The sequence below is a fragment of the Novosphingobium sp. LASN5T genome (assembly GCF_003856955.1).
Taxonomy (GTDB): Bacteria; Pseudomonadota; Alphaproteobacteria; order Sphingomonadales; family Sphingomonadaceae; genus Novosphingobium.
The window spans coordinates 14,627-32,821 of the sequence record NZ_RQSI01000040.1 but is presented as its reverse complement, the minus strand read 5'-3'; the positions used below and the strand labels follow the sequence as shown (position 1 = coordinate 32,821).

General features: G+C 60.2%; 19 protein-coding genes. 2 read left to right on the top strand and 17 right to left on the bottom strand.

Going from position 1 to position 18,195, the window contains the following annotated elements; all coding sequences use genetic code 11:
* Window positions 1-137 (top strand): IS3 family transposase (locus tag EH199_RS19360; RefSeq protein ID WP_148092169.1); only part of this gene is annotated, 137 nt, incomplete at its 5' end.
* Window positions 138-152: 15 nt separating this feature from the next.
* Here the strand turns inward: EH199_RS19360 and EH199_RS19355 are convergent.
* From EH199_RS19355 to EH199_RS19280, 16 genes are all read right to left on the bottom strand, one after another.
* Complete coding sequence (locus EH199_RS19355; protein WP_124810803.1) at window positions 153-461, bottom strand: SDR family NAD(P)-dependent oxidoreductase; 309 nt, start codon at window positions 459-461, stop codon at window positions 153-155.
* 31 nt (window positions 462-492) lie between these two features.
* Entirely contained in the window at window positions 493-1,257 is a 765-nt protein-coding gene (locus EH199_RS19350) for an SDR family NAD(P)-dependent oxidoreductase (RefSeq protein WP_190287361.1), read from the bottom strand.
* Between the two features lie 44 nt (window positions 1,258-1,301).
* Window positions 1,302-2,063 (bottom strand): SDR family NAD(P)-dependent oxidoreductase, encoded by a 762-nt coding sequence (locus tag EH199_RS19345; RefSeq protein WP_124810801.1) that lies wholly within the window; start codon window positions 2,061-2,063, stop codon window positions 1,302-1,304.
* Window positions 2,064-2,085: 22 nt separating this feature from the next.
* Window positions 2,086-2,928, bottom strand: coding sequence for an enoyl-CoA hydratase/isomerase family protein (locus tag EH199_RS19340; RefSeq protein ID WP_124810800.1), 843 nt, complete (start codon window positions 2,926-2,928; stop codon window positions 2,086-2,088).
* Window positions 2,929-4,566: a GMC family oxidoreductase gene (locus EH199_RS19335; RefSeq protein WP_124810799.1), complete on the bottom strand. Its 1,638-nt coding sequence runs from the start codon at window positions 4,564-4,566 to the stop codon at window positions 2,929-2,931.
* A 51-nt stretch (window positions 4,567-4,617) separates the two neighbouring features.
* Window positions 4,618-6,120 carry an AMP-binding protein gene (locus tag EH199_RS19330; protein ID WP_124810798.1) on the bottom strand — a complete coding sequence of 501 codons (1,503 nt, stop codon included), beginning with the start codon at window positions 6,118-6,120 and terminating at the stop codon, window positions 4,618-4,620.
* Between the two features lie 30 nt (window positions 6,121-6,150).
* A complete protein-coding gene (locus tag EH199_RS19325) occupies window positions 6,151-7,035 on the bottom strand; it encodes an enoyl-CoA hydratase (RefSeq protein ID WP_124810797.1) in 885 nt (294 codons plus the stop codon).
* A gap of 88 nt (window positions 7,036-7,123) precedes the next feature.
* A complete protein-coding gene (locus tag EH199_RS19320) occupies window positions 7,124-7,990 on the bottom strand; it encodes an enoyl-CoA hydratase/isomerase family protein (RefSeq protein WP_124810796.1) in 867 nt (288 codons plus the stop codon).
* 40 nt (window positions 7,991-8,030) lie between these two features.
* The gene (locus EH199_RS19315; protein ID WP_124810805.1) at window positions 8,031-8,789 is read right to left on the bottom strand and encodes a glucose 1-dehydrogenase; all 759 of its coding nucleotides are present in this window, start codon (window positions 8,787-8,789) and stop codon (window positions 8,031-8,033) included.
* A gap of 44 nt (window positions 8,790-8,833) precedes the next feature.
* Window positions 8,834-9,682: a TauD/TfdA family dioxygenase gene (locus EH199_RS19310; RefSeq protein WP_124810795.1), complete on the bottom strand. Its 849-nt coding sequence runs from the start codon at window positions 9,680-9,682 to the stop codon at window positions 8,834-8,836.
* A gap of 62 nt (window positions 9,683-9,744) precedes the next feature.
* A complete protein-coding gene (locus EH199_RS19305; RefSeq protein ID WP_190287360.1) occupies window positions 9,745-11,469 on the bottom strand; it encodes a sulfite reductase flavoprotein subunit alpha in 1,725 nt (574 codons plus the stop codon).
* Between the two features lie 37 nt (window positions 11,470-11,506).
* Window positions 11,507-11,839 (bottom strand): non-heme iron oxygenase ferredoxin subunit, encoded by a 333-nt coding sequence (locus EH199_RS24490; protein WP_190287359.1) that lies wholly within the window; start codon window positions 11,837-11,839, stop codon window positions 11,507-11,509.
* Window positions 11,836-13,140, bottom strand: a complete 1,305-nt coding sequence (locus EH199_RS19295; protein ID WP_124810792.1) for a cytochrome P450 — start codon at window positions 13,138-13,140, stop codon at window positions 11,836-11,838. Before EH199_RS19295 ends, EH199_RS24490 begins: the two co-directional genes overlap by 4 nt.
* Window positions 13,141-13,277: 137 nt before the next feature.
* Complete coding sequence (locus EH199_RS19290; RefSeq protein WP_124810791.1) at window positions 13,278-14,054, bottom strand: SDR family NAD(P)-dependent oxidoreductase; 777 nt, start codon at window positions 14,052-14,054, stop codon at window positions 13,278-13,280.
* Between the two features lie 46 nt (window positions 14,055-14,100).
* The gene (locus EH199_RS19285) at window positions 14,101-15,270 is read right to left on the bottom strand and encodes an acetyl-CoA acetyltransferase (protein WP_124810790.1); all 1,170 of its coding nucleotides are present in this window, start codon (window positions 15,268-15,270) and stop codon (window positions 14,101-14,103) included.
* Between the two features lie 38 nt (window positions 15,271-15,308).
* Window positions 15,309-16,475 carry an alpha/beta hydrolase gene (locus tag EH199_RS19280; RefSeq protein WP_124810789.1) on the bottom strand — a complete coding sequence of 389 codons (1,167 nt, stop codon included), beginning with the start codon at window positions 16,473-16,475 and terminating at the stop codon, window positions 15,309-15,311.
* Window positions 16,476-16,623: 148 nt separating this feature from the next.
* Between EH199_RS19280 and EH199_RS19275 the strand changes: the two genes are divergently transcribed.
* A complete protein-coding gene (locus EH199_RS19275; protein WP_190287358.1) occupies window positions 16,624-17,502 on the top strand; it encodes a helix-turn-helix transcriptional regulator in 879 nt (292 codons plus the stop codon).
* A gap of 66 nt (window positions 17,503-17,568) precedes the next feature.
* Here the strand turns inward: EH199_RS19275 and EH199_RS19270 are convergent, their stop codons facing one another.
* Complete coding sequence (locus EH199_RS19270) at window positions 17,569-18,177, bottom strand: VOC family protein (RefSeq protein WP_223806782.1); 609 nt, start codon at window positions 18,175-18,177, stop codon at window positions 17,569-17,571.
* Between the last annotated feature and the right edge of the window lie 18 nt (window positions 18,178-18,195).

Below are 18,195 nucleotides of genomic sequence, written 5' to 3'. Positions count from 1 at the left end.
CCCGCGAAGAAGCCCGGCAGGACGTGTTCGATTACCTTGAGATGTTCTACAACCCGGTGCGCAAGCAGGTCAGGAACGGAATGCTGTCCCCCGTTGAGTTCGAACGACAGCAGATTTTGAAAGCGCAAGGCGTCTAGAAAACTAGGGGCTACTCACACGTCGGTGGTTTCCTCAAGCAATGCCAACTCGCCTGGAATCCCGGCATTATTCACGAGAATATCAAGGCCGCACAGCAATTCGCCCGATTTGGCGATGAGAACCTCAGCCGCATCCGTTGCGGTGATGTCCTGAACAATCGGAACTATCGCGGCATCTCGTGCGAAGGCTGCATTCAGCTTTTCGCCCGACACATCGATGGCCAGCACTTGCGCGCCCTCTCGCGCGAACGCTTCTGCGATTGCTCTGCCAATTCCGTCAGCGGCACCCGTGACGAGCGCGCGGCGTCCTTCAAGCTGACCCATACCCAATCCTTTGCAGTCTAACGCCTGACCGTTAGTTGAAAAACATCCCGCCATCGACGTTCAGCGTCTGACCCGTCACGAAGGCGCTCTGCTCAGTGCAGAGATAAAGAATTGCGTGAGCACAGTCTTGCGGACGGCAGAGGCGCCCGAGAGGTGTTACGCTAAGCATGGCCGCTTCGATCGTTGGTCCGTTGCCAGTCTCGACCTCTTCATAAGCACTTTTGACCGTGTCCCACATGGGTGTTTCGACAGCGCCAGGCGCAATCGCATTCACGCGTATTTCGTGTGCAGCCAGCTCCTGGGCCATCCCCTGCGTCAAACTGATGACGCCCGCCTTGCTCACCGAATAGACCATAGAGCCGATCGAAGGTTTGCGTGCGGCTGCCGAAGCGATATTGACGATTGCTCCGCCTCGGCCCGCCTTGACCATGTAGCGTGCGGCGATCTGACTGACAAAGAAAAGACCTTTCAGGTTAATTGACAGGACACGGTCATATTCGTCCTCGGTAACATCCATCATCTGCTGCATCGAATAAACGCCAGCGCAGTTTACCAGTATGTCGAGAGCGCCGTGCTCCTGCCAGACCGCGTCGAGTGCCGCTCGAACGCTAGAAAGCTTTGTGACATCGCAGGGCAGGTAAGACATCCTGTCAGGGATTTCTGCGCAGGTTTCCAGGCAACCGCTACTCGCTCTGTCGACGGCGAAGACCATCGCCCCGGCCTCGGCCAAATCCCTTGCCGTCTGACGGCCGATCCCACTGGCAGCTCCCGTCACGAACGCAATCTTGCCGCCCAAGTCAATGCGGGGTCCGGTTGTCCGGGTTTGCGTTCTCTGCACCATTATCGCGGTCCCATACGGATTGCGCCGTCGAGGCGGATCACCTCCCCGTTTAGCATAGGGTTGACGATGATCGATCGGACGAGATCGGCATATTCTTCAGGCTGCCCCAGCCGGCTCGGATGCGGAACCTGCTGCCCAAGGCTGTCCTGGGCGGCCTGTGAAAAGCCCAGCATCATCGGGGTCAGGAAGATGCCCGGAGCGATCGTCATGACCCGTATCTTCTCCCGCGCAAGGTCACGCGCGACTGGTAGTGTTAGCCCAACAATCCCGCTCTTTGACGCTGCATAGGCTGCCTGACCGATTTGCCCATCGAAGGCGGCGATCGAGGCGGTGTTGACGATGATCCCGCGCTCCTCGCCGAGAGGCTCTGCCGTGATCAGCCGTGCGGCAAACTGGCTGAGGACGTTGAACGTGCCCACGAGGTTGATCTCGATCGCGCGGCGGAAATCAGCAAGTTTATGCGGGCTCCCGTCGCGGCCAACGGTCTTGATCGACGGGGCGACGCCTGCGCAATTGACAAGTATCCGGGCGATCCCAAAGGCAGATTCGGCTTGGACGAGGGCCTTCGCGACGGCCTCTTCGTCCGTGACGTCAGCGGTGACACATCGGCCGCCGATCGCACGGGCGTGGGCGTCGCCCGCCTCATGATCTCGGTCAAGGATTACTACCTTGGCACCTTCGGCCGAAAGCATCGAGGCGGCCGCGGCACCAAGGCCCGAGGCTCCGCCGGTCACAATTGCTGTCAAGCCCTCAATTTGCACACTCATTCTCCCCCTGGCGATATCAATTGCCTATCGGCCCATCCGCCGGTTCGTCAGGCATCGCAGCGACGCGAAATTTTGGTTGTCGCCTTTCGAGGAACGCCGATACGCCTTCGAGGCCTTCCATCCCTGTCGCTTGAGCGCGAACGCTGCGCGATTCCAGCTCCATCTGAGCGTGCGGTGACGCGCAATCCGAAGAAAGCAAAAGACGCCGTGTTGCAGCAAACGCGCCCAGAGGACCGCGAGCAAGTTGTTCGGCCATCTCGCGCGCCTCGCAGCGAAGATCCGCATCCAGAACCGACCGCGTCACAAGACCGAGCGTTGCTGCCTCGACGCTCGTGAGACGCCGGTTAGTGTAGGCGAGTTCCTGGGTTCTGCGCAGTCCAATCAGGCGCGGTAACAGCCATGTCGCCGCACCGTCGGGCGAGAACCCTATTCCCGCATAGGCCATGGAGAAGTGGGCAGTATCGGACGCCAGGACGATGTCGCCGGCCGCGGCCAGTCCAAGCCCTCCGCCCGCCACGGGACCGTTGACCGCTACCACCAGCGGCTTGTCCATATACAGCAGCATCTCGATCGCCGAATGCAGCGGAGCGGTGATCCGATCCAGCAGCGCGCCGACGTCTTCGCCGGCGACGCCAATGCTCCTGACATCCCCCCCGACGCAGAAGAAGCGCCCCTCGGCAGTCAGCAAGACGGATCGGATCGCGCTATCGTTTGCCGCGTCATCCACCCTCCGGAGAAGCGCTTCGGCCATGCCGACACTTAGCGCATTTCCCTTTTCAGGATCGGAGAGGGTTATCACCGCGATCCCGTTTCCCCTCTCGATGCGCACCAGGGGATTGCTACCGTCGCCGCTATCCATCTAACCGACCGCCCGTTGTGCTGCGATCGTTCTCTCCGCAATGATGTCGGCCGCTTTCTCGCCGATCATGATGGCAGTGGCATTGGTATTGGTGCTCGGCAGCGTCGGCATGATGGATGCATCCGCGACGCGTAAACCTTCAACGCCTCGGACTCGCAACTGCGGATCGACGACCGATTGAGCATCGCTCCCCATGCGGCAGGTGCCAACGGCATGATATCCCAGCGCCACCTTGGCCCGGATGAACGCCGCCCACTCCTCATTACTGGCGGGGATTGGATTCGGATTGCGATCGGCGGTTACAAGCCGCTGCATGGAAGGCATCTGATAGAGCTGGTTGATCAGCTTGCAGCCTTCGATCATCGTCGCGAGATCGCGCTCGTCGTCAAACAGCCGATGGACGATACGAGGACGGCGATCAGCGCCTAGCAGAACGCGACCGCGGCTCTTGGGATGACAGACCGATGCGTAGAGCGTGATTATCTGTTCCTTCGGAAGACCCTTTGAATCCCAGGAGGTGGCATTGGGGTCCATGTCGTAGCCGAGCGGCATGAAATGGATCTGCACGTTGGGTTCATCGAGATCTTCACGGGTTCTCACCAGCCCCATCGCGGGCACGGCCGGTGCGGCGAGCGGCCCGCTGCGGTTCCAGGCATAACGAATCATGTAGCCAATAATGTCTATGGGCCGCATCCGGCTGTTCATCGTTGGCTGGTTCACATATTTATTCTGTCCAACGCCCGGATGTTCCTGAAGATTGGCGCCGACCTGAACCGCGTCATGGCGAACAGCGATACCATGCTCTTGCAGGATGTCGGCCGGTCCGATGCCGGAGCGCATTAACACAGCGGGCGTCGCCATGCTGCCGGCCGAGAGAATGACCTCCGCCTGGGCCGTGGCCGTGCGCTCTACGCCATGGTGCCGAAAAGTGACGCCCGTCGCGCGCGCGCCATCGAAATTCACATGCTCCACTTCGGCATCGACGATGATTTCAAGATTGGGCCGAGAGGTCGCCGGGCGCAGATAGGCCTTTTCCGTGCTGCATCGCCAGCCGTCACGTTGCGAGCCATGAGTCAGAAACACGCCTTCCATTTGACCGTCCTGATATTCGGCAAGCGTCGGGATTCCGAGTTCGTTGCACGCCTTCAGGAAGCTGTGCGTCAGCGGATGGAATCCGGGGCGCATGGGCGCGACGGCCATCGGCCCATGGGATCCATGGGCCTGGCTCGGCTCGCCCGACCAGCTCTCCGACTTGAGGAAATAGGGGAAGACGTCCTTGAACCCCCAGCCTGTAGCGCCCGCCTCCGCCCAGCGATCATAATCCCGCCGCGTGCCACGAACATAGACCATGCCGTTGATGGAACTACCCCCACCCAGTGCCTTGCCGCCGGACCAGGCGAATGCCCGGTTGTCGATCGTGGGGTCGGGATCCTGCGGGTAGACCCAGTCATATTTGGTGTTGCCGATCAACTGGACCACGCCGGCCGGCACCTCCACCATCAACGACCGGCCGCTCCCTCCTGCTTCGAGAAGAAGTACTTTGGACCGCCCGTCTTCGCTGAGCCGGTTGGCGAGGACCGCACCAGCGCTTCCACCGCCTACGATGATGTAATCAGCGACTATGAAGTCGTCTTTCATATGCTTTCTCTCCGGCGCGCCCAGGTCATTCCAATTATCGGCAGACAGCCTTCAGCCTACCGCGGACCGCTGGTTTGTTTTCGTTTCCTGCACAGCAGCGATGCGCTCCTCGCGAAGTTGCTGTCGCCGAACCTTGCCCGCGTCGTCGCGCAGCATCTTGGTCACGAACTCAAAGCTTCGAGGCAGCTTGTAGGCCACCAGCCTTTCGCGCAGGAAGGCGAGGAGCTCGTCGGCGGTCAGGGACCCCTGCGCCTCTACAATCGGCTGAACGATGGCGTGGGTGGTGGCGCCGAAGTCATCATCCGGTAGCCCGATGACCACGGCTCCTTCCACTTCAGGATGCGCCATCAGGGCGCCCTCGACCTCGGCCGGGAAGATGTTGGCGCCTCCCGACACGATCATGTCGGTGCGACGATCGGCGATGTAGAGATAGCCGTCTGCGTCCATCCAGCCGAAGTCGCCAAGGGTCTCGAAGCCATCTTCCGTCGTCCGCGCGTCAGCACCGATGTAACTGTATGTCGAACCCCGGCCCCCGGCCGGAAGTGCGAAGATCTCTCCCACTTCACCGCGCGGCAATTCTCTACCGGCTTCATCGACGACCTTGATCTTGTCGAGATGGGGACGTCCGACCGAGCCGCGATGCGCTAGCCATTCAACCCCGTTCAGGATGGTGGTGACGATTCCTTCCGTCCCGCCGTAGAGTTCCCAGATCTTTTCCGGCCCAAGCCAGTCGATCCATTCCTGCTTAAGTTCTGGCGGCATGGGCGCGGCCCAATGCCAGACCGTCTCCAGTGACGAGACGTCATATTTGCCGCGTACTTCCTTCGGAAGCCGCGAAATCCGCATCATCATCGTTGGGACGAAACTCGTCCATTTGATGCCGAACGTGTCGATGAGGCGTAGCGCCTCTTCCGGATCGAATTTCGTCATCCCGACGACGGCATGGCCTTCCGACAACGCCTGGATATTCGTCGTCACGGGCATGTTATGGTAGACCGGGCCGGTGGCGAGGATAGGACCATCATCCGGAAACCGAAGGGGCGGCCTGCGGTCGGTATCGAAGGTATTGGGCCCGGGGGCCACGATGATCTTTGGGCGTCCTGTAGAGCCACCGGAAGACATAGCCTTCCATCGAGGGGCGATAACAGCTTCCAATGGGGTGGTTTCGGCGTGATTCCGACCGAAATTGGCCGGTTTGGCGCCGAAAGCATCCTGCAACACAGCATCGGATGCGATCACCATCTTCGGGGCGGCCACGGCCACGATCGCCTGAAGCTCCGCCAGCGGCAGTCGATAGGAAACGACGTGCGGCGTGGCCCCGATCGTCCATAGCGCGAACATCAGTTCGTAAAATGCCGATCCGTTCGGCAACGCCAGTGTAACGAGGTCGCCCTGTTTAACGCCGGCAGCGCGTAGCGCATGGGCTCGCCGCGTTGCGCGATCGGCCAAGTCCCCCCAGCTTATCACATCATCGCCGTGCCGGATCGCCCACGCATCATGCCCGTGAAGAGCCGCACCGCGTGCCGGTATCTCAGCCAGTGGAAAGACGGCCATCGACAAAATCCTCCAAAATCCGTGACCCGCTCATTCCGATGCGGGCTTGCCCTTCCAGGCCGCTTTGTCCTTCAAGCTTGCCGGCAGTCCCGTCGGATCGATCGGCAAGCCAAAAACCTGCTCATTGTGCGAATGGCTGAGTTGATGCAGCGCGAAACTCGTGCCCATCGCATTCACGCGTCCTTGCGCATCTTGCGCGGCGTTGACGGCTTCCTTGAGCAGCTTCAGCGTGAAGGATGGCTTTCTGGCGATCTTTTGCGCCATCGCCTCGGTAAAGCTCTGCAGTTCCTCGTTGGGAACCACATGGTTTACCATTCCCAGACGATGGGCCTCATGCGCACCGATGAAATCGCTGGTAAACAGCATCTCCTTGGCTTTGCGGACTCCAAGTTCCCAGGGGTGATTGAAAAACTCAGCCCCTGCGACACCGATTTCGCCAGTATTGTCGGCGAACTCCGCATCTTCGGCCGCAATGATAATATCGCAGGGCCAGATCAGCATCAGTCCACCGGAAATAGCTTTTCCCTGCACCTGGGCGATCGTGACCTTGGGAATGTTGCGCCAGCGCTCGGAGAGCCCCAGGAACATTTCCTTCTCGATCCCCATGCGCCCTTCCGCTCCCGCGCAGCTGAAGCCGCACCAAGTTCCGACGGGATCCCAAGGGGCCATTTCCGCGACGAAATCCGGGACGCGAAGATCATGTCCTGAGGAGAAGTGCTTTCCTTGTGCGGAAAGTATGATCACCTTGACCGCGTCGTCTCGGGCTGCCTCATTGAAAGCCGTGTTGAGCTCATAAAGCATGGCCGCATTCTGGGCGTTGCGGCTATCCGGCCGATTGAGCGCGATCCGTACGACCTCGGGCGACACTTTGTCGACGAGTATCGTTTCAAACACTTTTGCTCGGCTATCGCTCATCGAAGCAGCCCTCTTCCGCATCATTTTCTTTTTGGAGGATCAGTGCCCGAGGCGCTTGCCCCCCTTTCTCAAGCGCCTCAGACATCAGTCAGGCGGCGTCGCGCTTGCGTCCGGCGCCCGCGTCCGCCTGGTCTTTGGGATAGAGGCGCTGGAGCTTGGAGTAGGTTTCCTGACCCTCATTGCTCTTGTCCCAGACCATCCATCCGCGATCCATGTGCGACAGGGCCTGCAATGCCATGCCGTAGCCGACGCCAACCTGATCGTTGAACAGTTGCTTCCAGCGGTCCACGAAACACTGCCGCGTGTAGCGAAGAGTGAGATCATCATAGGTCGCCATCTGGTGGGCAAGCTCCAGGGCGCGGGGCATAAGATCTTCCGGGTTCAGAACCTCGTTGACCACGCCAAGACGCAGCGCTTCATGGGCATCGATATGTTGGCCTGTCAGTAGGAAATATTTACCACGATTGGTCCCGAGGAGTTCCTGCCACAGGATATGGACACCATCGCCCGGAACCTCGCCAGCGGTGAAATGACCCTCGTCGGCATAGACGGCGGTCGTCGATGCGAGATTGATGTCACCCAATACCATCAGTTCGCCGTGGATCAGCGCCGGGCCGTTGCAGGCGCAAATCACGGGCGCTTCGATTTCGAACAGCCGGCGGAACATCATCTTCTCGCCCCAAGCGGGCACGTCGAAATTGCTGGGAGTCTTGATGGGCACGCCCCACTCGCCATGGCGGTCGATAAAGACGTCGCCCGTGCCGGTGAATACGACGACGCGGTTGCCGCGATCCCCACCGATGTCGGTGAAAGCCGGTGCCCATTCGGAGTGATGTTCCGCGCCGTAGAGCACCGGTCCATCATTGCTATGCCACCGTACGACAAGAACACCATCGTCAGACCGATCGAACTTGAGAGTCTTGTACTTGTCGAAATATTCGGGACGCTTGCTCATCACATCTTCTCCATAAAATTGAAATTTCTGATCGAATTTTTCAGGCAATAACCATTCCGCCATCGACTGAAAGTGTCGCTCCAGTCAGGTAAGAGGCTGCTTCGGAACATGCCCATATGACGGCCGATGCGATTTCGTCAGGACGGCCTGGCCTGTTCATCGGCACAGACGACTGGACATATTGATCGATACTGAAGAAGCCCTCGGCGGCTTTCTTTGCGAGCATCGGTGTTTCTATGACACCGGGACATATGATGTTCACCCGGATGTTTTGCCTGGCATATTCGAGTGCCGTAACCTTGGTCAGGCCGATCAAGGCATGCTTACTTGCCACATATGCAGGCAGTTGCGGCGCTGCGCGAAGCGATGACACGGAACCCGTGTTCATGATCGCGCCACCGCCGGTTTTGAGCATGGCTTCGATTTCATGCTTCATGCAAAGCCACACGCCGGTCACATTCACGGCGAAAATCTGATCCCAGAGCTCCCGCGAGCAGTCCACGGTGGTGCCGGTGTCCGGCGATATTCCGGCGTTGTTGTAAGCCGCGTCCAGGCGACCGAACCGGCTGACGGTTTCGGCTACCGAAGCAGCAACCGAATCCTCGCTGGTGACGTCGGTGGGCAAGAAGATCGCCTCGCCGCCAGCGCGAAGAACGGCCTCCAGGGTTTCGCTCCCGGCGGCCTCGTCACGATCGAGGATAGCCACCTTCGCGCCCAGCGCCGCAAACTCCTGAGCGGTGGACCTGCCAATTCCGCTACCAGCGCCGGTAATGAGGGCAACGCGGCCGCTCCAATTCATAACATTCACTTGTGTTGCTCCCAATCACCGACGCCAGAGACGCATTACTTGCGCATGTGCTCGGGCAGACGATCGTCGGGGATGGGGGGCCGATAGTCTTCGGCCACGCCGTCGGTGATGCAGACACGCTGCAGGGTGCGCGTTTTGCCCGGGACAAGTCCGCCGCGAGCGTGATGATAGGCCTGGTTCGCCCAGATCACGATGTCGCCGTTGCGCCAGCGATGCTCGTAGATATTCGAGTCCGCGTAGAGGTGAGCGTGCAGTTCGGCGAGCAGATCCTCGCTTTCGGCTTCGCTCAGACCGATGACGAGAGCGGTGTTCTGCTGGGTCGCGTAAAGTACCTCCTGGCCCGTGATCGGATCGCGATGAATGAGGGGGTGTTCGGCCCGCGGAGCATTCTCCGGATAACCCTCAATGCGCTGGCGGCCGGTCAACCCTTCTTCGCTGGCGGAAAAGAGGTTGAGGCCCTTGAGACCCCGCAGGCGTTCCCTGGTCGCCGGCGCGAGCGCCTCGAGCGCCAGCCGGCCGCTTGCAAATCGCGTCCACGTTTCCTCGTAGGGGACTTCGATGCCGTGAAGGGAAATGCCCAGAAGCGGCACCGGCGTGTACAGGAAATCCAGGTGGAACGACACTTCGGAGTCACCCAGAAGACCATCCTTGCGCGTGTTCGAGACATAGCCGACGGTGGTAAAATCTTCCAAGACGGGTCCCAGCTTGGACATAACCCGTTTCTGCTGTTCCTGCGTCAGCTCCTGCTCGCGGAAGACGAGATAGCCATATTCCTTAAACAGGCGAGCGACCTCGTCGTCATTCTTCTCGTCCCGAAGGTCGAGATCCACCTCGACGCCGAACGGTTGAATCTTTGTAATCCTTGTTGTCGATTGAACAGACATCACAACCTCCAAATACTAAAGCATCCGCCGGCGGACTTGATCGTCCGCCTCCTCGTTACAGTTCAGTACACATCCCGCTGGTACCGACCCTCACTCTGCAATGTTCCAAGGAATGTCTCGGCCGCTGACCCGGTAAGCCCCATGCCGGTTTGTATGACGGAGAGCAGGGCACGATGAACGTCCGGCGCCATGTTCGCGGCATCGCCGCAGACAAAGATGTGAGCCCCTTCGGCGATCCACCGGCAGAGTTCGCCGGTTTGCTCCAGCAGCCGGTGCTGAACGTAGACCTTGTTCGTCTCGTCGCGGGAGAAAGCCGTATCGAGCCGCGTCAGGACGCCCGATCGAAGAAACGCATTCAGCTCTTCCTCGTACAGGAAATCAGTCGCGCGATTGCGCTCGCCAAAGAAAAGCCAGGCCCGGCCACCGTCACCCTGCGCGGCGCGTTCCTGTAGAAAGCCAAGATAGGGGGCGACACCGGTGCCAGCTCCGATCATGATGATGGGAACGCCCGCCGCCGGCAGCCGGAAATGCGCGTTGGAATGCACATAGACCTGAAGTCGAGAGCCGATCGGGGTCCGTTCGCAAAGCTGCCCGGTTGCGACGCCACGGCGCTGCTCACCCCAAAGGGAATAGGATACAGGCGCTATCGTCAAATGCACTTGCCGAGGCGACGCCTTGAGGCTGGACGCAATCGAATAGAGCCGGGGCTGCAAAGGCCGAAGCATTTCGACAAAGATCTGAGCGTCGAGAGGAGCGGCAGGATATCTCCGCATGATATCGACAATATGATGGTTGCGCATCAGCGCGGTTCGTTCGCCCGCGTCGGGAGCGAGCGCGACGCCGGCGAGCATGTCATTGTGCGATGTTGCGCCCCAGGCCTCCAGAAAGCGGGGTGTCACTGCGGCGATGTCCAGATAGAGGCGAAGCGCTTCATCAAGTGGAAGGGACTCCCCCTTGAGCGTAACGATTGCTTTGGCATCGAGCCCGCCCGCTTCAAGGACCGCATCGACCAGCGCCGGATCGTTCTCGACGATGACGCCAAGGGCATCGCCGGGTTCATAAGCCGCGTCCGCCAGCTCAGGCAGCTCGAGAGCCAGGTGCCGCGTCGCCTTGCTGGAGCCTGGACCCGTCAGAACGCGGCTGTCGACCACGACGCCTTCGATCAGCCGATATTTTTCGCGTCGCGCTGCCGCCGGCCCGCTGGGGCCGAGAGCATCCTGCAACGCCACAGGCTTCTGCAAGATCGCTTGGAGAATCGCCGCGCGCCACTCGGCAGCCGGTTCCTCATAGTCGATGTCGCAATCTATCCGGTCCAAAATCCGTTTTGCGCCCAGCGCCGCGAGGGAAGTGTCCAGACGACGCCCCGCTGCGCAGAAGTGCTCATAAGTCGAATCGCCGAGAGCCAGCACGGCATAGCGCAGATGTCCGAGTGATCCGGCTTCAGCGGCGCCGAGCGCAGCAAAGAAACTTTCCGCGGCATAAGGCGCATCACCATCACCTGTCGTGCTGGCGACGAACAGGGCGATTTCCGTCTCCCCCAGCTCGGAGATGTCCGCGTCGGCCATATCCATGACGCGCGACGTCAACCCGTTCTGGTCGATGGCCTTGCCGAGAGCATTCGCGACCTCCTCGCTGGCCCCGGTCTCAGTCGCGAACAATATCGTCACATGGCCCGAGGGCACATTGCCAACGCTGCTCTGCCCGCCATTGGCATACGCAACATGGGACTCCCCAAGAGTGTCGCCTTGACCTCGCTGCGGCTCGAAAGTGCTTTCGCTGAGCGTCACCTCGGGTGCCCTCCGACTGAAAGGTCGCCCCTGCGGATCACGCGGACGCCGCCTCGACATCGTCGAACGTCACATAAATCGTGTCGTTCTCGACCTCGACGTCATAGACCTTGACGGGGATCCATGCCGGCACGCCGGTCACCTCGCCCGTCAGGAAGCTGAAACGGGAACTGTGCGCGGGACACTCGACGCTGTCTCCGCAGATCCAGCCCTCGCTCAGAGACTCATCCTCATGCGTGCATCGATCATCGATCGCCCGGAATCCGTGATTCTCGATGTGCGCGACGCAGAGCGTGCGATGGCCGACTTCAACCTTGCGCATCTCGCCGGACGGAAGGTCACTGACTTTGAGGATTTCCACCTTGTTCATGCGCGCGCGCTCCAGTTGTCGAGAATGACGGGGAAGGAGATGTACGTGGGGATCTGGTCCCTTGGGTCGTCGGAGGCCTTGAGCGGCAAGGTCTGTGCCTGAAGCTTGGGATCGCGCCTGATCCCTGCACGGAACAAACCCTGGACGAGCTTCAGATGGCTGCCGCTCTTGCCGTCGTTGCCGAGCACTGCACGCAAGCCGAGGCATTGATGGGCGCCGGTTGCAAAGGCGAGGCCATACCTGCTGATACCTTCGGGGATCTCGCGCCGCGGATTGAATTCATTGGCATCCTCGCCAAAGATAGCGCGATCTCGGCCGGCTCGCGCTACCCATGCTTGGACTTCGTCACCAGCCTTCAGCTGGACATCACCGGCATCGAGGTCGTCGACCGCCAAGCGGGTGAGAAACGGAACGAAAGGGGCACGCAGGCGCAAGGCCTCCTGTAGCGCGTTGCTGACGAATTCCATGTCTTCGATGCAGGCCCGATCGGCCGGATATTTTTCGAACCAGTCGAGCAGATACTCGACGGTAGAGAGCACCGCCTGAACACTGGTCCCAGTTGTTGCGACGAAGAAGAGGATAGCCTCCTTGATGCCGACATCCTCATCAGCGTAGGTTTCATGGGCCTGTGTCGCGATCATCTGCAGAAGATTGAGCGGCACGTCGTCTTCTGTCAGTTCGCCCGCCGCCAGTCTTTGCAGCTGTCGACGCGTGTGCTCCAGTGACGGTCGATAAAACTCCTCGACGAAGACCTTCTTGGCTTCGATCCCGGCGGTCGTGACAGCTTCACGATCTTCGAAATGCGCCGCGCTAAGGCCGCCGAAAATCGGCAGGGCGCACCCGCGAAGGCGGGCCATCCCTTCTTCAGACTCGACCCCTTCTATGCCGATGATCTTTGCCGCGAACTCCAGGAAAATGAGCTCGACCACCCCAGCCAGGTCGCACCCGAACGCTCCTTCCTCGTTGCGCTTGACCGCGCGACCCATCCACCGATCGACCGACGGAAGAATTATATCCTCGCGAAAGCGCACGAGTTGTTCGGGCCGTACCAACGAATTGAGCAGGCGCCTTCTTTGACGATGGACGTCGCCATTGCTCATGGCGAGGTTGCCTTGCTGAAATTCGCGGACGTTGATTTCGGCAAGGGCGCTCGGGCAAATATAATTGTCGGCCGACACGTCGGCATTTTCCTCGACCGCCTTGGAGCGAAGGACTGTCTGCATGGTATCAAGCGTGTCGATCGTCACACGCGAAACCGGACACTTGGACTGCGGTGCCTGTGGCGCGGTGTCCATTTTCATACTCTCCCATTGGGCAAGCGCGGGGCTCTTGGCCGACGCATCCACCGCTTGAAACTTTCATGGAGGAAACTAGGGCGAGCGCGCCGCCGTGTATGTCACCGATGCTGGGGACTAATCGGAGACGGCATCCAATCCCGCTATAGTGCGGACCAGCCACCATCGATCGGGAGGCACACTCCGGTCACAAATTCTGCTTCGTTGGAACTCAAGAACATCACGGCCTGCGCGATTTCGCGGGGCTGGCCGAGCCGCTTCATGGGATGCATCTCGGCAATGGCGTGCCGCGCGGCGTCCGCCTGTTCACGTTCGAGGCCCGACAAGCTCTGTGCCATCATACCTGTGGGAATGCCGCCAGGTGCGACCGCGTTGATCCGAATGCCAGCGGTCGCGTACTCGATCGCGGCATTCTTCGTGAGGCCCACGACAGCAGCCTTGCTTGCAGCATAGGCGGTCTGCATCGGCATACTGTGATGGCTGAGGAACGACGCCGTGTTCGTGATCGTTCCTCCGCCTTGAGCCTGCATGAGTTTGATTTCGGCACGCATGCAAAGCCAGACGCCGGTGACGTTGATTCGCATCACCCGGTCCCATTCCTCAAGTGTGAGATCGGCCGCGAGCGTCGACGATTGGGTAATGCCCGCATTATTGAAGGCACAATCGATCCGACCGGTGACGATCTTTGCCGTCTCGATGGCAGCCGACACCGAGTCCTCGTTTGCAACGTCGGCCTCTATTGCCTCGAAACGAGCGCCGATGGCGCGGAGAATGTCCGCGGTTCGGGCCAAGCCATCTGGCGAGCGATCGATGCCGACCACTACGGCCCCAGCCTCGGCAAACGCCAGAGCGCTCTCCTGACCGATGCCGCTTCCCGCGCCCGTAATGAGCACCGTCTTGCCATCAAACCGCGCCGTCATCTCGTCTCTCCTGAATCTTGTTATGTTGAGGGGCAAAATCGGGCGGTCAGCGCACGCGCTCGAGCACGCTGGCGTAATTGGCAACCGCCGCCCCGCCCATGTTGAAGACTCCCGCGAGCTCAGCACCAGGAACCTGCATCTCTCCGGGGGCTTCGCCGCACAATTGCATCGCGCATAGGGCATGCATGGACACGCCAGTGGCCCCAATCGGGTGCCCCTTGGCCTTAAGGCCTCCCGAGGCGTTGACCGGCAAACGTCCGCCGATCTCCGTCCAGCCTTCCAAAGCGGCCCGCGCGCCTTCGCCGCTGGGAACCAGGCCCATGGCCTCATATTCGATTAGCTCGGCGATGGTGAAACAATCATGGGTCTCGACAAGCGAGAGATCATGGAGCGCGATGTTCGCCTCCGCAAAGGCCCGCTGCCAGGCTTGCGTGCAACCTTCGAAGCGGGTGATGTCGCGGCGCGACATAGGCAGGAAATCCTGCACATGCCCCCGGCCACGAAAGCGGACGGCCCTCTGTGCCTCGGCAACTATATCCGGTGCGGCCAAGACGATTGCAGCAGCACCATCTGAGACAAGGGAACAGTCGGTTCGCTTAAGTGGTCCGGCGACGAAGGGATTGCGTTCGCTCTCGGTACGACAGAATTCATAGCCAAGATCCTTGCGCATCTGCGCCCAGGGATTACTCACACCATTTCTGTGGTTCTTCGCCGCAATCCTCGCCAAAGCGTCGCTCTGATCGCCATACTTCTGAAAATAGGATTGCGCGATCTTGCCGAAGATTCCGGCGAACCCACCCTCGGTTTCGCCCTCCTCCGCAAGATAGGATGCGCGAAGCAAATTCTCGGCGATCTCGGGCGAAGTGGAGTCGGTCATTTTCTCGACACCAACCACAAGGACTATATTGGCGCGGCGGGCTTCGATGGCGTTGACACCCTGGAAAACAGCGGCCGACCCGGAGGCGCAGGCATTCTCCGTTCGAAGGGCCGGCTTGAAGCGGAGCTGCGGGTTGGCCTGGAGCACGAGCGCCGACGTCAGATTTTGTTTCGAGAATCCGGCGTTGAAATGGCCAAGAACGATTGAATCCACATCTTCGGCGCTGACGCCGGCATGGGCCAACGCTTCGTTTGCCGCCGCAACGACCAACGTTTCGACGGTTTCTTCAGGTTGCTTCCCGAACGGGGTATGGCCCCAGCCTATGATCGACGCAGTCACATTGGCACTCCAAATGAAATTGACAAAATTCGCACGTATCAGCGCCCCAGAAGCTTTCGCTCGGCGAGCCAATCTTCGGTGATTGAAGTTGCGCGCTCTAGATGTTCGGGCTGCCCGACGTAATAATGAGTCGCTCCGTCGATCACGACATGCTGCTTGTCGCTCGTGGCGGCGGCCTCGTAGACTGACCTGCAATGATATTGGGGTACCGCGTCATCAGCGGTGTTCTCGATAAAGAGAAGGGGCGCGGAAATCCGGGCAGCGGTTGCGGCACCTTCCGCGTTGGTGTCATCGATCGACCATTGAGACAGCCAGGCACGCAGGGTAGAGAAGCGCGCTAGGCCCACCGGGCCGCTGTTCACAGTCTCCGGGACCCCAAGATAGCACCGGCCGATCGGGCGATCATTTGGATCGAGGGCCGCATCGAGGAAACGGGGATCAGCAAGCGTGCGATGCGTTACGAATCCTCGCTCCTTTTCCGCGCCGCCCACTGCCCGCAGCCGTTCGAGCGTGTCCTTCACCCAGCTCGTAATTCGGCGCACGCGCGCCAATTGTGCAGCACGATAGTGATCGATGAATGCCGCAGAATAGGGCGGCTGCGCGGGCCCCGCATAGATATCAAGCGCCAGGTCCCGCACATCAGGATCGCGCTCGTCGATGACCGACGGATCGATGATGTCGAGCAGGAGTTTGGCCCGCGAGCTGTGCGCAGCCTGAAATACGACCGCGTCAGCGGGAATAAGGCCAGCTCTTGTCAGATCGAGGGGGTCGCCGGCGGGTGTGTGGGTGATCGTTGGCCCCTCGGCCTGCGACTGGTAGAACAGCGACAGCGATCCTCCGCCGCTCCAGCCCACCAGAACCACATGCTTATAACCCCACACGGATTTGGCGTGGCGAATATAGGCGCCCAGATCGAGGAGGACGTTCTCCAGGATGCAGGCGGTGTCGTTGCGCGCGTAGCGGCTGCCGGCGCATAGGACGTGCGCGCCGCGACGGGCGGCCTCCCGTGGCACGGGCAGAAGCTGCAGGGTCGAAGCCGGGTGCATGTAGATTTGAAGGGTTTCGCTTGGAACCCTGGCGGGGCGGATGAGGACGCCCTCAAGGTTTACGGCGCCTTGGTTGCCCGCGAAACCATAGGTCTCCGTGAAGCTCTGCGTCTCATCGTAATGAATGTGAACCCATTCAAACGTTATGTCATTCGACATGCAAAAACCGTGCCTCCCCGCTTTGGCGACCCTTCGCCCTTGTGATTCCGTGCGTCGATTGCTAGACTGTAGCAGGAAGCCACGCGCGCTCGTGTCCCTGTTGCGCGGGACGAATTGGCAAAAATCGGCTTGGCTCCATGGAGAGACCATGCCTTTTTGGACCGCCTTGCCGGAATCGGCGCTTCACAAGCTCGCTGCCAATTTTCCAGCGCTGATCATGTCGATCGGACAGAAGCAGTTCGGCGTGCGGTTGCTGACGCTGCTCAATGATACGTGCGGGGCCGAGCATGCCACGGTTTTCCACCTGACGGCCGACAACCTCATCGAAGTGACGGCGGCAAGCATGGACGGTTCGGATACCGCCCATCGTCAGGTCGGCGTCTATCTCAAGGAAGGCCTCTGGCGCCGGGATCCTACGCTTACGGAAGCCAAGCTCCGGCTGACCTCCGAGGATGAGGCATTCGTCCGTACCGACATCGCGCACCTCACCGACGACGTGTTGCGCGACATCGTGTATGGTCAGTCGGATATCAGCGATCGGCTCCTGATTTGCTCCCGCTGGGGCGATGATATCGTGGGGCTGAGTGTGTTGCGGTCCTCGCATGCAGGGCCGTTCACCACCTCCGACATCAACGGTGTCCAGTCGATCGCGGGAACGATCTTCGCCCTTCTGGCCAAGCACATCAGTATCACATGGGACGGCCCCAATGTTTCGGTGGCCCTCACGTCGCTCGAGGAAATCGAGTCGTGCATAGCAGCGTGTGCTTCTTCACTGCCGCGGCGGGAGGCAGAGGTCTGCAGCAGGATCATTTACGGGATGTCTTCCGTCGGAATTTCGCTCGAGCTCAGTATCAGCGAAGAAACAGTGATGACCTACCGGAAGCGGACCTATCACCGGCTCGATATCGCCACACAGCGCGAATTGCTGCTCTGGTATCTGGACCTTTGGAGCCATTGGCAGGATCGCGCCCCCCGCGAGCCCGCCCAACTGCCTTGGAAGCCGGAGAAGATAGCATCTGCTCGATAGCAAAATGCCGGCGCCCTATGGTGGGGCGCCGGCATAACTGCGGCTTGTGGGGTGTGAGCGTCGAAATCAGCGCTTGTGACGACGGGCGGCGATTAGTTCCGTCATCGCTTCGCTGACGTCGCGTCCCGTCGCGACAGCACGCTTCTTGCCTTCGTTCCACATCGTCAGATCGGCATGGCCCTTGGCCGAATGACGATTCCACTCAGGATCGGTCGGGTAGGTGATCTCCAGACGGATGCCGTTGGGATCGCGGAAATAGATGCTGTAGATCAATCCGCCGTGGTCAGTAGGGCCGACGACGTCTATCCCCTTGTCTGTGAGCCATTGATGCCACTGATCGACCTCATCCCGCGTCTCCGCCTGCAGGGCAATATGATCGAATATGTCATAGGCGGGGTGAGATACGTCAGGACGCGGCGGAAGACCAGGCGCCTCGAAGAAGGCGATCGTCGATCCATCCTTCATCCGGAAGAAAATGTGAAAATACGGGAAAGGATCGCCAGTCGAGGGAATCGTGTCGTCAATGACGGTGCTAGCCAGCTCCATGCCCATCACGTTCATGTAGAAGTCGGCGGTCGCCTCAACGTCATGGGTCACCCACGCCGCATGGTTAAGCATGAGCGGCGTGAGCCGTGCCATTGAATCCGCAACCGCCGTGTCGGCAGTCATAACCATGGGAAATCCTCTCTGAAT

What these genes read in the sequence shown, in the direction of transcription:
- EH199_RS19310 (WP_124810795.1), bottom strand. Translation starts at nt 9,682, where the DNA reads ATGTCTGTTCAATCGACAACAAGGATTACAAAGATTCAACCGTTCGGC.
- EH199_RS19320 (WP_124810796.1), bottom strand. Translation starts at nt 7,990, where the DNA reads ATGAGCAAGCGTCCCGAATATTTCGACAAGTACAAGACTCTCAAGTTC.
- EH199_RS19340 (WP_124810800.1), bottom strand. Translation starts at nt 2,928, where the DNA reads ATGGATAGCGGCGACGGTAGCAATCCCCTGGTGCGCATCGAGAGGGGA.
- EH199_RS19355 (WP_124810803.1), bottom strand. Translation starts at nt 461, where the DNA reads ATGGGTCAGCTTGAAGGACGCCGCGCGCTCGTCACGGGTGCCGCTGAC.
- EH199_RS19325 (WP_124810797.1), bottom strand. Translation starts at nt 7,035, where the DNA reads ATGAGCGATAGCCGAGCAAAAGTGTTTGAAACGATACTCGTCGACAAA.
- EH199_RS19270 (WP_223806782.1), bottom strand. Translation starts at nt 18,177, where the DNA reads ATGGTTATGACTGCCGACACGGCGGTTGCGGATTCAATGGCACGGCTC.
- EH199_RS19290 (WP_124810791.1), bottom strand. Translation starts at nt 14,054, where the DNA reads ATGACGGCGCGGTTTGATGGCAAGACGGTGCTCATTACGGGCGCGGGA.
- EH199_RS19315 (WP_124810805.1), bottom strand. Translation starts at nt 8,789, where the DNA reads ATGAATTGGAGCGGCCGCGTTGCCCTCATTACCGGCGCTGGTAGCGGA.
- EH199_RS19335 (WP_124810799.1), bottom strand. Translation starts at nt 4,566, where the DNA reads ATGAAAGACGACTTCATAGTCGCTGATTACATCATCGTAGGCGGTGGA.
- EH199_RS19280 (WP_124810789.1), bottom strand. Translation starts at nt 16,475, where the DNA reads ATGTCGAATGACATAACGTTTGAATGGGTTCACATTCATTACGATGAG.
- EH199_RS24490 (WP_190287359.1), bottom strand. Translation starts at nt 11,839, where the DNA reads ATGAACAAGGTGGAAATCCTCAAAGTCAGTGACCTTCCGTCCGGCGAG.
- EH199_RS19295 (WP_124810792.1), bottom strand. Translation starts at nt 13,140, where the DNA reads ATGAAAATGGACACCGCGCCACAGGCACCGCAGTCCAAGTGTCCGGTT.
- EH199_RS19330 (WP_124810798.1), bottom strand. Translation starts at nt 6,120, where the DNA reads ATGGCCGTCTTTCCACTGGCTGAGATACCGGCACGCGGTGCGGCTCTT.
- EH199_RS19275 (WP_190287358.1), top strand. Translation starts at nt 16,624, where the DNA reads ATGCCTTTTTGGACCGCCTTGCCGGAATCGGCGCTTCACAAGCTCGCT.